We start from the raw sequence: 15960 nt of genomic DNA, 5'->3' as shown, positions 1-15960 counted from the left end.
ATGGGGTGTCTGGCTCTATGTTCCATAGGGAAAATGGGAAGAGGTCTATCGGCAAGAGCATACCAGTCCTTTTTGGGGTAGCTTGGTAAATCTCGAACTCTTGACCTTCTTCCGCAGCTGCTTTTTTGCCATTGGACTCCGTCCTTAAGGGTTCCATATGACTACCGGGCGGCCACAAGCGTATGGTTTTCGACCTCGCTGTTCAGATAGCGGCGGACGGGAAGCGGCAGTTTCGGCGATTTTTCCGCAATCAGGCCGCATCCCTCCAGGAGCTTGCGCTTGTCGGGGTTTGTCCCAACCGCCCGCCATATCGTCCGCGTGGAATAGGGCAGGTTTTCCTGGCGCCATGAAACGCCGGTCGTGACGCCGCGAAGATAGGTGCGCTGATGCTCGGCAAACGGCATCAGCGTCGTCTGACACAGGAAAGATTGCTCCCCAACCCCGCGCTCGACGATGAAAAGCCGGTTGCGCCAGTAGGCCGCCAGTCCGACATATTTCGAGAACTGCCGGATTTCCAGTTCCCGGTCGTAAAGCCGCTCGATGGATTTCACGGTGATCTGACCAGCTGTTTCTTCAAGCTTGGCGCAGCTTCGGACAATTTTTCCGGGCCAGGACAGGCTTTTATGGAAAAGTTCGTAATAGCCCGCATAGGGGCGCAGCTCCGGCAGGTTCCCGGGAAAGCCTTCCCGCAGCAGAGAGACAGGTCCGGCGGTTTCGGCCGGCGTGTCGAATACTTCCTGAAAGCGTTTTGCCGGCAGCAGGAAATCCTGCGGCTTCAGACCGAAATACCGCGCGATTTTCCCTGTATTATAAGGCGAAGGACGTGTTTGCGCGGCAAGATAACGATTGAACTGTTGCCTGTTGATTCCGATTTCGCGGCAGATTGCGGTAATCGACGGACGGGTGTCGCAGGCGAACCGCAAATTGGTCGCAAAACTACTGTTGATCCGGGATGTCATTGTGGGGCGATGCAATCCTGATAGCGTCAATTCGCGTCATTATGCGTCAATAAGCGAAGTTGTCTGGTCCGCGCAAGCTGCTTATGCATCTGCACATGATTTTTGACCTGCTGGTCAATCGCGCCTGCAGGTATTTTGACATCGCCTTTGCGAACATCCGCCGAGCGCTGTTTTCCAAGTGGCATGGGCGAGAAAATGCAATGTTAAAGCAGTCAGGGGAAACCAGATGAAAAACACAAAAACCGCCACTCCGCAGACCGGCCTCAACCGCCGCGCCTTTCTTGCATCCGCAGCCGCAGCCGGGTTCGCGGCCACCGCTTCCGGCCTGCTGATCCCGCGCGAGAGCCTTGCCGCCGACGAACCGCAGCGCGGCGGTCACCTCGTGCTCGGCCTCGACGGCGGACAGACGACCGATATTCTTGATCCCGGCACCTATGCCGGCAGCACCATGTTTCTGGTCGGATTCACCTGGGGCGACCGGCTGGTCACCACCGATCCGGTTTCCGGCGAGGCGCTGCCGAGCCTTGCCGAAAGCTGGACGTCTTCCGAAGACGCAAAGGTCTGGACGTTCAAGCTGCGCAAGGATGTGCGCTTTCATGACGGCTCCCCTTTCACTGTCAATGATGCGGTCCAGACGCTCCGCCGGCATTCCGACAAGGATTCGACGTCGGCGGCACTCGGTCTTCTCGAAGAGATCGAGACCATTGAGGAGAGTGCCGGCGACCTGGTGATTACCCTCAAGAACGGCAATGCCGACCTGCCGCTGATGCTGACCGACTACCATTTGCAGATTCAGAAGAACGGCGGCAAGGACGATCCCAACAGCGCCATCGGCACGGGGCCCTACAAGCTCGAAAGCTTCGAGCCGGGCATCCGTATCACCTTTTCGAAGAATGAAGATGACTGGAATGAGGATCGCGGTTTCGTCGATAGTGTCGAGGTTCTCGTCATTAACGACAACACGGCACGTATCGCATCGCTGTCGTCCGGCAAGGTCCACTTCATCAACACGCTGAGCCCGAAGACGATGTCGCTCCTGTCGCGGGCGCCGAATGTCGAGACGCTGAGCACCAAGGGCAAGGGCTTCTATTCGTTCCTGATGCATGGCGACACTGCGCCCTTCGATAACAACGACCTCAGGATGGCCCTGAAACTCGCCATTGACCGCGAAGCTATGTTGAAGACCATTCTCGGAGGCTATGGCACGCTCGGCAATGACTACCCCGTCAACGATGCCTATGCGCTGGCACCGACCGACATTCCGCAGCGCGCCTATGACCCGGAAGAGGCGGCGCACTACTTCAAGAAGTCCGGCCACGAAGGCCCGATCCTGCTGCGCACCTCCGATGCCGCCTTTACCGGCGCGGTCGATGCTTCTGTCCTGTTTCAGGCCAATGCCAAGGAAGCGGGCATCGACATCAAGCTCCAGCGTGAACCTTCCGACGGATATTGGTCGAATATCTGGAACAAGAAACCGTTCTGCGCCTCCTATTGGGGCGGACGGGCGACCCAGGATATCCGTTACACCACGACGCAGCTTTCGACGTCAACGTGGAACGACACCCGCTTCAAGGACCCTGCATTCGACAAGATGCTGCTTGAGGCCCGTGCAGAAACCGATAAGGACAAGCGCCGCGCGCTCTACCACCAGATGGCGATGATGGTGCGCGACGACAGCGGCCTCATCCTGCCGGTGTTCAACAATTATCTCAATGCACGTTCGGTGAAGCTGAAGGGCTGGATCGATGACGTCGGCAACGACCTGTCCAACGGACAGATCGCCAGCCGCGCCTGGCTCGTCTCCTGATCCGTCAAAAGAGGAAGCCGCGGGACACAACCGCGGCTTTCATGGTCCCATGACAGATACGCAACCAACCCCTTCCATCCCTGTTTCCGCGCCTCCGCCGGGCCCTGTCGCCGTTTGGCGCACGCGCTTTCCCATGGCAAGCCGCATTGCCGAGCGGATTGTGCTCGGCATCGGCCTGCTGTTTGCGAGCTCGATCCTGATTTTCGCCGGGATTGAAATGCTGCCCGGCGACTTTGCCACAACCTATCTCGGTCAAGCGGCAACGCCTCAGGCGATCGCCAACCTGCGCGCTGAATTCGGCCTCGACCGGCCTATCGTGGCCCGCTATTTCGACTGGCTTTTCAACATATTACATGGCGATTTCGGTCATTCCTGGGCAAGCGGCCAGTCGGTCAGCGGCCAGATTGCCGACCGGCTGGGCAATTCGATGCTGCTGGCCGGAGCCGCGGCGGTCATCGCTGTTCCGCTTGCCGTCGGCCTCGGCCTGATCGCGGTGCTTTATCGCGACCGCCTGGTGGACAGGCTGATCAACCTCGTTTCGCTTGCCGCCGTTTCGCTGCCGGAATTCTTCGTCGCCTACCTGTTGATCATGGTGTTTGTGGTCCAGCATCCGGTCGCGGCGTTTCCGGCGACGGTTTATGACAGCATGAGCCTTTGGCAGAAGCTTCAGACCATCATTCTGCCGGTGGCGACGCTGGTGCTGGTGGTTCTGGCGCACATGATGCGCATGACCCGCGCCGCCATCATCAACGTCATGGCGTCGGCCTATATGGAGACCGCAGAGCTGAAGGGCATCAGCGCCTTGCGGGCGATCGTGAAACATGCAGCCCCCAACGCGCTGGCGCCGATCATCAATGTCGTCGCGCTCAACCTGGCCTATCTGATCGTTGGTGTCGTGGTTGTCGAAGTGGTCTTCGTCTACCCCGGCATGGGCCAGTATATGGTGGACGCGGTGACTGTGCGCGACCTGCCGGTGGTTCAGGGCTGCGGGCTGATCTTTTCGGCAATCTACATTCTTCTCAATATGGTCGCCGATATTCTGTCCATTCTTGTCAATCCGCGTCTGAGGCACCCACGATGAATATCCGATCCGTTCCGCTGACGGCATGGATCGGCATGGCCGGTATCGCCATGGCCGTCATCGCAGCCGCCTTTGCGCCCTGGCTTGCGCCCTTCGGCGAAAACCAAATTGTCGGAAGTCCCTGGGAACCGGCCAGTCATGCCTTTCCGCTCGGCCTTGACAATCTCGGCCGGGATCTGCTGTCGCGCATGATCTACGGTGCTCGGATGACGCTTTTCGTGTCTTTCTGCGCCACCGTTCTCTCCTTTTCGCTGGGCATTATCCTGAGCTTCGTGGCAGCTGTCATGCGCGGCGTCGTCGATATGGGCCTCTCGCGTCTCAACGACCTGATGATGTCGATCCCGACGCTGATCTTCGCGCTGATCGTGCTCGCGGCGCTGCCGCAGAACCTGTTCGTGCTGATTGTCGTCATGGCGGTGCTCGATTCCACCCGCGTGTTCCGTCTCGGGCGTGCGCTGGCGGGCGATATCGCGGTGATGGACTTCGTCGAGGCGGCAAGGCTGCGCGGCGAGAAAACGCTGTGGATCGTGTTCCGCGAAATCCTGCCGAATGCGATGACGCCGCTTCTGGCCGAATTCGGCCTGCGCCTTGCCTTCGCTGTTCTGTTCATTTCGACCCTGTCATTCCTCGGTCTCGGCATCCAGCCGCCGACCGCCGATTGGGGTGGCATGGTCAAGGACAACAAGGACGGCATCATCTTCGGCGTTTCCGCAGCTCTCGTTCCGGGCGCGGCGATTGCTTCACTCACCATCTCGATCAATCTCGTCGTCGACTGGCTGCTGAAACGCACATCCAGTCTGAAAGGGGGCCGCGGTGGCTGAGCTACAACAACAGGACGAAGCGCCTCTGCTTCAGGTTCGCAACCTAGAGATTGGCGCCATGGCCTATCCGCCGGGCGAACGCCCGCATCCCATCAAGATCGTCAGGGGGTAAGCTTCACACTCAAACGCGGCAAGGTTCTCGGGCTGATCGGTGAATCTGGCGCGGGAAAGTCCACAATCGGGCTTTCACCGCTGGCCTACGGGCGCGGCGGTGTCACCATTACCGGCGGCGAGGTTCTGCTGGACGGCGTAGACATCCTGAAACTCGGAAAATCCGGTACGCGGGCGCTACGTGGCGCACGGGTATGCTACGTCTCGCAATCGGCGGCGGCATCTTTCAACCCCGCCCACAAGCTCGGTGATCAGGTGATTGAGGCGACCATCCGCCATGGGCTGATGAGCCGTTCCGAGGCGCGCGCGCGGGCCATTGAACTTTTCGGCATTCTCGGCCTGCCGGATCCGGAAACCTTCGGAAACCGTTATCCACATCAGGTGTCCGGCGGGCAGTTGCAGCGTGCGATGACGGCCATGGCGCTTTGCAGCCGGCCGGAACTCATCGTCTTCGACGAGCCGACCACGGCGTTGGACGTTACCACCCAGATCGACGTTCTGGCCGCGATCAAGACCGCGATTGCCAAGACCGGAACCGCCGCGCTCTATATCACCCATGATCTGGCGGTCGTGGCCCAGGTGGCCGATGACATCATGGTGCTGCGCAATGGTGAAACCATAGAATATGGCAGCGTCGAGAAGATCATCGAAAATCCCGATGCCGACTATACCCGCGATCTGGTGAATGTCCGCGCCATCCGGCATGCGGAAGCCGGTGACCAGTCCGAGCGCTTCTTCGAAATGAAGAATATCTCGGCCGCCTATGGCACAATGCCGGTTCTGTTCGATGTGTCGCTTCACGTTCCCAAGGGGCAAACGCTTGCCATTGTCGGCGAATCTGGATCGGGAAAGTCGACGCTGGCGCGGGTCGCAACGGGGCTTCTGCCGCCTTCGACCGGCAGTGTGCGCTTTGACGGGCAGGACCTACCGTCGGCGCTGAAGAAGCGCAGCCGCGAGGAACTGCGCCGGCTTCAGCTGATCTACCAGATGGCCGATACCGCGATGAACCCGCGCCAGACCGTTGGCGGGATCATCGGCAGGGCGGTGACATTTTACGAGGGACTCAGAGGGTCTTCGCGGCGCAACCGCGTCGATGACCTGCTCGAGCAGATCGAAATGGGCAGCGGCTTCTACGACCGCTACCCAGCCGAACTGTCTGGCGGCCAGAAACAGCGTGTGGCCATTGCCCGTGCGCTGGCCGCAAAACCTGAGCTAATCATCTGCGACGAGCCGACCTCGGCGCTCGACCCACTGGTTGCTGATGGCATTTTGAAGCTGCTGTTGCAGCTTCAGAAGGAAAAGCAGCTTTCCTATATTTTCATCACCCACGACATCGCCATTGTTCGCGCTATTGCCGACAGTGTCGCGGTGATGCACAGGGGCAGGCTTGTCCGATTTGGTCCCAAATCGGAAGCGCTAACCCCGCCCTTCGACGATTACACCGACCTGCTGCTGAACTCCGTGCCGGAGATGAAAACCGGCTGGCTGGAACACGTACTCGCCAGCCGCAGGATTTCCAGCGCCGGCAACTAAAAAATTACAGCCGGGCCGCGACGGCGGCCCGCGCCTGTTTCCCTAAAAAATCTGAGAATGAAAAGGTCAAAACCATGGCGCAACAAGGTTTCACGACGTCCGAAGACCAGTGGATCACGCTAAAGGACGGCACCCGCCTGGCGACGCAGAATCTGGATGCCTGAGGGCGCTGAGGACAAGCCGGTTCCCACAGTCCTCGAATATCTGCCCTATCGCAAACGCGGCGGAACCGATCCGCGCGACGAATCCACTTATCCGGTGTTCGCCGCTGCCGGGATTGCGGGTGTGCGGGTCGATATCCGCGGATCGGGCGAATCCGAAGGGGTCATCGATGGCGAATACACCCCGCGCGAACTCGCCGACGCCTGCGAAATCCTCGAATGGATTGCCGCCCAGCCTTGGTCGAACGGCAATGTCGGCATGATGGGCATTTCCTGGGGCGGCTTCAACTGCCTGCAGGTAGCAGCTCTCAAGCCGCCGCAGCTGAAGGCCGTAATCTCGATCGCCTCGACCGTCGACCGCTACAATGACGACATTCACTACAAGAACGGCACCCACCTTTCAACGCAGCTTTCCTGGGCCGCGACGATGCTGGCCTATCAGTCGCGCTCGCCGGATATCGATCTGGTTGGCGACCGATGGAAGGAGATGTGGCTGGAACGGCTGGAAGGAGAGCCGTTCTTCATGGAGGAATGGCTCGCGCACCAGCGCCGTGATGATTTCTGGAAACATGGCTCGATCTGCGAGGATTTCGACGGGTTTCCCGTGCCGGCGCTCGTCATTGCCGGCTGGGCGGATGGCTATCGCAACACGCCGCTGAAGGCCATCGAGGGCCTGCATGAGAGAGGCAAGGCGATTATCGGCCCGTGGATTCACAAATATCCGCATTTCGCATGGCCAAAGCCACGCATGGATTTCCACACCGAAGCCATCGCCTGGTGGAAACGCTGGCTGGACGATGCAGACAACGGCGCGGAAGACCTGCCGCAGATGCGCGCCTACATTCTTGACGGTCCGCGCCCGGCGCTCAGGCGCGAAAACGATCCCGGTTACTGGGTTGCCAAGCAGGACTGGGAAGAGCCGCAGACGCAAATGCTGACCGTGGCCGCCGATGGAATGCTTAACGCCAAAGACGCCAGCGAAGGCACCGGCGATATCGATCTACGATCACCGCTCGACACTGGCATCAGCAGTGGCGAATGGTTCACGCTGAAGCCCGACGCGGAAATTGCCGGCGATCAGCGCATTGATGACGGCGGCTCGCTGGTTTTCAAAACCGCGCCGCTTGTCGAAGAGGTCGTTTATCTCGGCGCGCCGGAACTCACCGTCGATGTCGCCTGCAAAGGTGACTGGGAAAACCTTGCCGTCCGCCTCATCGATGTCCACCCCGACGGTACCGAAACCCGCGCCTGCTACGGAGTTCTGAACCTTGCCCATCGCGAGGGTAACGAAACGCCGGTCAAGATGCCGAAGGGCGAGAAGACACGCATTTCCATGCAACTCGATGCCATGGGCTATCGTTTCGCGCCTGGTCATCGCATCAAGCTTGCGCTTTCGACAAGCTACTGGCCGACCATCCTGCCGTCGCCGCAGGCGCCTGGGCTGACGATCGACACCGCCAGCATCCGCCTTGCCATGCCACTTCTCGGCCAGCATGAGCGCATCGCCGTCGACGCGCCGGAAAACGCAGATCCGTTGCCGCAGTATGAACTGCTCCTGCCGGACGAAACCCGCCGGTCTGTCAAAAGGGATCTGGTCACCGGGCGGACCCATTACCGCCTCTATGAGGACACCGGGCTGGAAGTGCACCCCGGAAACGGATTGCGCACGCAGGAAATCCGCAACGAGGACTGGTCGATCGACCCGAACGACCCGCTGTCGATGATGGGCGATATCGACTGGAAAATCCGGATTGAACGCGATGGATGGTCAGTGACGACAAAAACCACCACGACAATGCGCTGCACGGACAAAGACTGGATCATTGCGGCAAGCGTGACCGCATTCGAGAGCGACCGTGAGATCTATGCCAAAGAGTTCGAAAAGCGCATTCCGCGCGACTTCATGTAATCCGTCCTGCCGTAGGGCAGTTCCGGCGCGACGGCGGTTTCCGGACGGCTCTCCGAAAAATCGGGGGGCCGTTTCATTTGAATTGAATTTCAAACAACTGAAATTCGGCCGCACTTTTGCCAGCGACATCCGCCGTCGATCGTCCGGCCGGCTTGGGGACAGGTGGCACCTCGATGAAGTCGTTGTTTCAATCCGCGGCAAGAAGCACTGGCTGTGGCGCGCAGTTGATCAGGACGGTTTCGTCCTCGAGGTTCTCGTTCAAAGCCGCCGAAATGCCAAGGCGCCAAGCGCCTGATACGCAAACTGCTGAAGAGCCAGGGACGATCGCCGCAGGTAATGATCACAGACAAGCTGCGATCCTATCGCGCAGCAAAGCGAGAGATCATGCCTTGTGTCGAGCATCGCTCCCACACAGGGTTGAATAATCGGGCGGAGAATTCTCACCAACCAGTCCGGCGCCGAGAGCGGATCATGAAGCGCTTCAAGTCACAGCGACATCTCCAACGCTTTGTCTCTATCCATGACCCGATCGCCAACCTATTCCACATCCCGCGCCACGACATCCCTTCCAAGCATCATCGCAAATTGCGTTCAGCGGCGATGAACCTGTGGGCGGAAATCGCCCGAGCATGATCGGCGAAATAGGCCGTTGTCATGGTCCGCCTCGTTGCCGTTAAGTTGACGATGCCGCTTTGCCCTTTTTGCACACTCGGGGCATCTCCCCTCAAGGGGGAGACTATTTGTTGCTACACCTCGCGTGAGCGGCACCCGAAGCGTCTTGTCCCTCAGGCAGCGCCCCTTTGCGGGCGCATGTCGTTGGCATCGATGCCGGCGACGACGACCGGTTTCTTCATCGCATCGCGGCGGAAAGGTTCGCCGAGCTCCTGATTGAGAAGCACCTCGATGAAGGTGGTTTCCTTGTTGGCAAGCTGCCGCTCCACGGCCGCCGAAAGCGCCTCGGTCAGTTGCTGCTGGCTGCGGACCTGAACGCCGTGTGCTCCGCAGGCCTTGGCGATCGCGGCATAAGAGGTGTCGCGGTCAAGCTCGGTGCCGACGAAATTGTTGTCGTACCACAGCGTTGTATTGCGCTTTTCCGCGCCCCACTGATAATTGCGGAAGATCACCATGGTGATCGCCGGCCAGGGATCGCGACCGCAGGCGGTCATCTCGTTCATCGAAATGCCGAACGCGCCATCGCCCGCAAAGCCGATCACCGGCGTATCGGGATTGCCGATCTTGGCGCCGATGATGGCGGGAAAACCGTAGCCGCAGGGGCCGAACAGCCCGGGTGCCAGATATTTCCGGCCCTTCTCGAAGGTCGGATAGGCATTGCCGATCGCGCAGTTATTGCCGATATCGCTGCTGATGATCGCCTCCTGCGGCACAGCCTGCATGATCGCACGCCAGGCCTGGCGCGGCGAGATCAGATCCGAATCGCGGGTGCGCGCGCCCGAATTCCACTCCGTGCCCGGATCGTCATCCTCATGGTCGAGGCTGGTCAGCTCCTGCACCCAGCGCGATTTGGTCTGGGATACGAGATGCTTGCGGTCCGCGCGCCCGGCATCGCCGGCGGTTTCGGAAAGCTGGGCCAGAATGCCGCGCGCCACCTTGCCCGCATCGCCCTGAATGCCAACACTCACCTTCTTGGTCAGCCCGATGCGCGAGGCGTTGATGTCGACCTGAATGATCTTGGCGTCCTTCGGCCAGTAATCGATGCCGTAGCCCGGGAGGGTTGAAAACGGATTGAGGCGGGTGCCGAGCGCGAGCACCACATCGGCCTTGGCAATGATCTCCATGCCGGCCTTGGAACCGTTATAGCCGAGCGGGCCCATGGCAAGCGGATGCGCGCCCGGGAAACTGTCATTGTGCTGGTAATTGCTGCACACCGGCGCATCGAGCCGTTCGGCAAGCTGGATCAGATCCGGGATCGCACCGGAAAGCACGACGCCAGCGCCCGAAAGAATGACCGGGCACTTCGCTTCCGAGAGAAGTTTCGCGGCCTCCGCTAGTGCCAGTTCGCCGCCCGCCGGACGCTCGAAAGCGACGACCTGCGGCAGGTCGACATCGATCACCTGGGTCCACATGTCGCGCGGAATGTTGATCTGCGCCGGTGCGGAATTGCGCCAGGCCTCCATGATCACGCGGTTCAGCACTTCGGGAATACGCGAGGGATCACGGACCTCCTCCTGATAACTGACGCAATCGGCAAACAGCCGCATCTGCTCCATTTCCTGAAAGCCGCCCTGCCCGATTGTCTTGTTGGCGGCCTGCGGGGTCACCAGCAACAGTGGCGTATGGTTCCAATAAGCGGTCTTGACCGGGGTTACGAAACCGGTAACGCCGGGACCGTTCTGGGCGATTGCCATCGACATCTTGCCGGTGGAACGGGTAAATCCGTCGGCCATCAGCCCGGCATTGGTCTCGTGGGCGCAGTCCCAGAAGGTAATTCCGGCCTCTGGAAAAAGATCGCTGACGGGCATCATCGCTGAGCCGATAATGCCGAAGGCATGTTCGATCCCATGCATTTGCAGAACTTTGACAAAGGCTTCTTCGGTGGTCATTTTCATCGGCATTTTTCCTTAAGCCCGCTCGTCGCGATAGTGATAATACTGGTAGAGGCCCCATTGTCCGAGGCGGCGGAATGGTGTTTTCCAGCCCTCGTGTTTCAGCTCCGAGCCGTAGATAGGCAGGTCCGGGATCGGTTCACCGGCAACAAGCTGCGCCAGACGGCGACCGGCCATGGCCGAATACATCACCCCGTTGCCGCCATAGCCGAGCGAATAAAAGGCGCCGGGCAGATCCGGCATGCCGGTGACGCGCGGCATCATGTCGTGGGAAACATCGACCCAGCCCCACCAGCTGTAATCCAGCTCGACGCCCTTCAGCGCGGGGAACTTGCGTGCCATAGCATCGCACAACCCTTTCAGATGCGCCGGATTTTCGGCATCACGCCCGGTGATCGCAGCACGCGAACCAATCTGCAACCGGCTGTCGGGCAGCAGCCGGTAGTAGTTGCGCAGCGTGCGCGTATCGGTCAGCGGCGAAAGCATCTTGATGCCGATGGACTGTAACTCATCGTCGGTCAAAACCCGCGTGACGACGCTGTTGGACATGATCGGCAGCAGCCTGTCCTTGACACGTGGATGCAGACCACGCGGCGCATAGGCGGCCGTGGCGACTGCCACGCGCTTCGCACGCACCGTGCCGCGCGGGGTCTTCAGATGGTGAATGCCGTCCTTGTACTCCCAGACCTGAACCGGGCTGTCGATATGCACCTTCGCGCCCAGTTCGCGGGCAACCCGGAGATAGCCGAAGGCGAGTTTGGCGGCGTGAATACCGGCGCCATCAGGCTCCCACATCGCGCCATGGGCTTCCATATCGCGGGCAACCGTTTCCAGTACTTCCTCGCGGCTGAGCATACGTGAGCCGTAGCCGAACTTGTCGTTCAACACCCGCGACTCGGCTTCCAGTCCGGGCATGGCGGACGCTTTGTGGGCGATGTAATAATGCCCGCCATCCTGCGGTTCACAGGCAATCGCGTGGTCGCGAACAAGCCCGCGAAACAGGTCGAAGGCCCCCACCATCTCATCGTGCATCGCCCGCGCCGTCTGCAGATCCCAGCGATCGATCCACTGGCTGCGCTTCAGCCGGCCGGCGCTGATCTGCGCCTGCCCGCCATTGCGGGTGGAGCAGCCATAGGCAACGCCATTCGCCTCAAGGACGGTCGCCTTGATGCCGTGCATCTTGGCGAGATGGATCGCGGTCGACAGCCCGGTATAGCCGGAGCCGATCACCACCGCATCGACATCGATGTCGCCGGTGACCGGTCCATCGTCCTCGGGCAATTCACCGGCCGTGCCGATCCAGTAGGTCGGCGCGTAATCGCTGCCCGGCCCGAGGGTTCTGTCCATCAGGGGATCATATTGCGGATCGAAGGGCTTCGACCCCGGACGTTTCTCGTTGACCTGCATGATCGCCTCACATCACTTCGTGGAAACTGCAGGACGCTGTTTGCGGATCGCCTGTTTCTCGACAATCTGGCCGTCGCGGATCCGGAACAGATCAACGCCCTGCACCTCGGTGCGGGTGCCGTCAGGATTGGTGGCGCGGAAGGTCCACTGGCTCACGCCGCGCGTGCCGTCTTCCGACAGGAAATGGCTGTGGTCGGCCCACTGCACGTCCGGCATTGCGGTCCATACGCCGACAAACGCCTTTGCGATCGCGTCCTTGCCTTCGATCCGGTTGCCGTATTCGTGATCGCCCGCGACGGAGAAGAACACGCAGTCATCGGCAAAATGGGTCATAACCCCGTCGATATCATGGCGGTTGAAGGCATCGAATGTTGTCTTCAGATCGGCGGCGGTAAGCTTTGTTTTTGTTGCAGTCATGGGAGTTTTCCTTGCCCTAGTAGCCCATCATCCGCGGCAGCCAGAGGGAGATTGCCGGGAAGCTGGCGATTATGAAGATGGCGATGACCGAGGCGATCGCGAACGGGATAGCGCGCAGGCTGATCCGCTCGATCGAGATCCCGGAAATGCCGGATGCGATGAACAGGTTCTCGCCAAGCGGCGGCGTCTGGAAGCCGACCGAAAGCGTGCAGATCATCACGATTCCGAAATGGATCGGGTCGATACCCATCATGTAGGCGACCGGCAGCATCACCGGCACCAGGATCATGATCGCAGCGAGCGTTTCCATAAACATGCCGATGATCAGCAGCAGGCCGATAACCATCGCCCAGATCACATAGAGATTGTCGGTCAGCGACAGGATCCCGCCGGCAATCACGCCGGGTACGTCGTTTTCGACCAGAAGCCGGCCGAAGATAGTTGCCGCAAACAGCACCAGCAACACCCGGCCCGCAAGCCAGGTCGTTGTGTCGAGCGACTTGATCACCTGGCGGACATCGAGTTCGCGATAGATCACCGCACCCACGAACAGCGTGTAGAAGATCGCCACGATCGCGGCCTCAGTCGGCGTGAAATAGCCGGAATAGATGCCGCCGAGGATGACGACGGGCGCGAGCAACGCCCAGAAGCCGTGATAGCCGGCGCTGGCGACGCGGCGAAGCGAAAATGGCTCGTCCGCTCCGTGAAAGCCGCGAATCCGGCAGCGGATATAGTTCATGGTCAAAAGGCCGCCCGCCATCACCACGCCCGGCAGGACGCCGGCGATGAACAGCTTGGAGATCGAAACCGACTGGAACGCTCCATGAATCTCAACCGCTTCGGGCGGCGGCTGCATGCCCATCGCCGAAATACCGAAGATCACCATCGGGATCGAGGGCGGAATGATGATGCCGAGACCGCCCGCTGCCGCCGTGACTGAAGCCGCATAGCCGGGGCCATAGCCCTGACGCGCCATCGCCGGGATCATCAGCATGCCGACGGCGGCCGTGGTCGCAGGACCCGAGCCCGAGATCGCGCCGAAGAACAGGCAGGCCATCACGGTCGCAGCGCCCAGCCCACCGGTAAACGGGCCGGCGAGGCTTTCGGCAAAGGCAATCAGGCGGCGGGACAGACCGGCGGCTTCCATCAGGGCGCCGGCCAGAATGAAGGCGGGCAGAGCCATCAGCGGGAACGATCCCACTGACGACCACGCCATCTGCACCATCTTGATCGGGTTGTCGCCAAGATAGAGCATGGCGACCAGAGAGGCGACGCCGAGCGCCACCGTGATCGGCGCGCCGAGGATCAAAAGGCCGAAGAACGAACCGAACAGAATTTCAATCAGCAGGCTGTCCATCAGGGATGCCTCCGATCATAGGCGCGCTGCTCGTCGGCGGCGAATTCCATGGCCGCCTCGACGCTCGCCTTGTCCGGATCGGTCGGATCAATGCCCATCACGAGTTTCATGTAGTTGACCTGCAGGATGCGGATCGTCATCAGCGTGAACGCGATCGGCAGCGCCAGATAGATGTAGCGCATCTCCCAGCCAAGCGTCTGGGCCTTCACGAATGGCTTCAGGCGGCCGATGAAATCGATCGATTCCCAAATGAACACGATGTTGAAGACGATCCAGAACGCATCGCCGATGGCCTCGATAATACGGGCCTTCTCTCGCGACATCGCGCTGAACTGGAAGGTGACGCGATTATGCGCCGCAATCCGCGCGGCATAGGAGGCGCCGAAATAGGCAAACCATACGAACAGGATGACCGAAAGCTCCTCGATCCAGGTGATCGAGAAACCGAACAACTGGCGGGCGACGATCTGCACGAACAGTAGCGTCACGAACACCGCCAGAAGCACGCGGCAGACATGACTTTCGAACTTGTCGGCAAATTTCCAAAATGCGGACATGGCAACCTCGGGAGGAAAGGGCAGAAAGGGCGACGTTGGAAAGAGGCGAAGCTATCGGATTACGGCCTATGCCCTCCCCTCTCGTGTCATGCTCGGGCTAGACCCGAGCATCCAGGCGACACAGAGAACATTGCCTGCACCCTCGGGCCTAGCCCGAGGGTAACGGATGGGAGAGAGAAGGGGCAGAACGCCAACAGCGCGCCCCTGCCCCATTACTTCGCCGGATCGCGGCCGAGCGAGGTCAGCACGTTGTCGAGCACTTCCTTGCCGCCGATCTGGTCGTAGAACTGCGGCCAGACTAACGTGGTGGCGAGATCAATGAACTCCTGCTCGTTATTGGCGGGATCGTCAATCTCCATGCCGCGGCTGACAAGTTCTTCACGGATCTTGGACTCTTCCGCCTTCAGGAATTCCGAAGAGGCCTTGGTCGCGGCTTCACCCGCTGCCAGCACCTGCTGTCGCTCTTCTTCCGACAGGCTTTCAAACAGCGCCTCGGAGACGATCAGCGGCTCGATCGAGAAGATGTAGTGCAGGTTGGTGATATATTTCTGCACCTCGTCGAACTTCATCGCATAGACGGTCATGTAGGGGTTGTCCTGACCGTCAACGACCTTCTGCTGAAGCGCGGCGAAGGTTTCGCCCCATGCCATCGGCGTCGGGTTGACGCCCCAGCTCTTGTAGGTCTCGATCATGATCTCGTTCTTCGGAACACGGATCACGAGGCCCTGCAGATCGTCGACGGTGGAGACAGGCTTATTGGAGTTGGTCAGCACGCGGAAGCCGGAATAGGCCCAGCCGATGATCCGGACGCCTGCGTCCTCGATGGTCTGCTCGATCATCTGCTGGCCGATCTCACCCTGGGTAAGCTGTTCGGCATCGTCCTGGCTGAGGATCACGTAAGGCAGCGTCAGCGTGCCGACAGACGGCGAGAACGGGGTGATGTTGTTGATGGCGAGGATCGAGAAATCGAGCGTGCCGGTGGCCGCCGCCGTGACGGTGTCCTGCTCATCGCCAAGCTGGCCGTTCAGGAACAGCTTGCCGGTCATCTCGCCGCCAGATTCCTGCTCCAGCGCTTCGATGAACGCGAGGCCGAGCGCTTCCTGGGTTCCGCCCGCGCCATCGCCAACGGCAACGCGGTATTCGGTGGCGGCAGCCGGCAGGCTGAGAGCGAGAGCGGCCACGGCGCCGGTCACAAAACGGGTGATAATGGTCATTTGTATTCCCCTATTTTCGATTAATACGCCGCTGCTTTGCGTTCGCGGTCATTTGACATTAG

10 protein-coding genes and 3 pseudogenes are annotated in these 15960 nt (G+C 60.3%); 6 read left to right on the top strand and 7 right to left on the bottom strand.

Features of this window, described 5'->3' with window-relative positions; all coding sequences use genetic code 11:
* Positions 1-161: 161 nt before the first annotated feature.
* Positions 162-959, bottom strand: a complete 798-nt coding sequence (locus AC0L7L_RS00555) for a helix-turn-helix domain-containing protein (protein WP_272209696.1) — start codon at positions 957-959, stop codon at positions 162-164.
* 226 nt (positions 960-1185) lie between these two features.
* On the opposite strand from AC0L7L_RS00555, the gene AC0L7L_RS00550 reads away from it, so the two are divergent.
* The 6 genes and pseudogenes from AC0L7L_RS00550 to AC0L7L_RS00525 all read left to right on the top strand — a co-directional run.
* Entirely contained in the window at positions 1186-2766 is a 1581-nt protein-coding gene (locus tag AC0L7L_RS00550) for an ABC transporter substrate-binding protein (RefSeq protein WP_473511173.1), read from the top strand.
* Positions 2767-2815: 49 nt separating this feature from the next.
* Positions 2816-3847, top strand: a complete 1032-nt coding sequence (locus tag AC0L7L_RS00545; RefSeq protein WP_473511171.1) for an ABC transporter permease — start codon at positions 2816-2818, stop codon at positions 3845-3847.
* Positions 3844-4668 (top strand): ABC transporter permease, encoded by an 825-nt coding sequence (locus tag AC0L7L_RS00540; protein ID WP_272209694.1) that lies wholly within the window; start codon positions 3844-3846, stop codon positions 4666-4668. The genes AC0L7L_RS00545 and AC0L7L_RS00540 overlap by 4 nt, the downstream gene beginning before the upstream one ends.
* A gap of 58 nt (positions 4669-4726) precedes the next feature.
* Positions 4727-6312: pseudogene (locus tag AC0L7L_RS00535) on the top strand (ABC transporter ATP-binding protein).
* Between the two features lie 74 nt (positions 6313-6386).
* Positions 6387-8382: pseudogene (locus AC0L7L_RS00530) on the top strand (CocE/NonD family hydrolase).
* A gap of 100 nt (positions 8383-8482) precedes the next feature.
* Positions 8483-9015, top strand: a pseudogene (locus tag AC0L7L_RS00525) (IS6 family transposase); the annotation flags it as partial.
* Positions 9016-9167: 152 nt separating this feature from the next.
* Here the strand turns inward: AC0L7L_RS00525 and xsc are convergent.
* From xsc to AC0L7L_RS00495, 6 genes are all read right to left on the bottom strand, one after another.
* Positions 9168-10949: a sulfoacetaldehyde acetyltransferase gene (gene xsc / locus AC0L7L_RS00520; protein WP_272209689.1), complete on the bottom strand. Its 1782-nt coding sequence runs from the start codon at positions 10947-10949 to the stop codon at positions 9168-9170.
* Between the two features lie 12 nt (positions 10950-10961).
* A complete protein-coding gene (locus AC0L7L_RS00515) occupies positions 10962-12353 on the bottom strand; it encodes an NAD(P)/FAD-dependent oxidoreductase (protein ID WP_473511167.1) in 1392 nt (463 codons plus the stop codon).
* A gap of 12 nt (positions 12354-12365) precedes the next feature.
* Entirely contained in the window at positions 12366-12770 is a 405-nt protein-coding gene (locus AC0L7L_RS00510; RefSeq protein WP_272209686.1) for a nuclear transport factor 2 family protein, read from the bottom strand.
* 16 nt (positions 12771-12786) lie between these two features.
* Positions 12787-14127, bottom strand: coding sequence for a TRAP transporter large permease (locus AC0L7L_RS00505; RefSeq protein ID WP_272209685.1), 1341 nt, complete (start codon positions 14125-14127; stop codon positions 12787-12789).
* Positions 14127-14684 carry a TRAP transporter small permease gene (locus AC0L7L_RS00500; RefSeq protein ID WP_272209684.1) on the bottom strand — a complete coding sequence of 186 codons (558 nt, stop codon included), beginning with the start codon at positions 14682-14684 and terminating at the stop codon, positions 14127-14129. Before AC0L7L_RS00500 ends, AC0L7L_RS00505 begins: the two co-directional genes overlap by 1 nt.
* A 212-nt stretch (positions 14685-14896) precedes the next feature.
* Complete coding sequence (locus AC0L7L_RS00495) at positions 14897-15898, bottom strand: TRAP transporter substrate-binding protein (RefSeq protein WP_272209683.1); 1002 nt, start codon at positions 15896-15898, stop codon at positions 14897-14899.
* Positions 15899-15960 lie beyond the last annotated feature (62 nt).

It is taken from the genome of Martelella sp. K41-7 (assembly GCF_055808365.1).
This window is presented reverse-complemented; position numbering and strand designations above follow the sequence as displayed.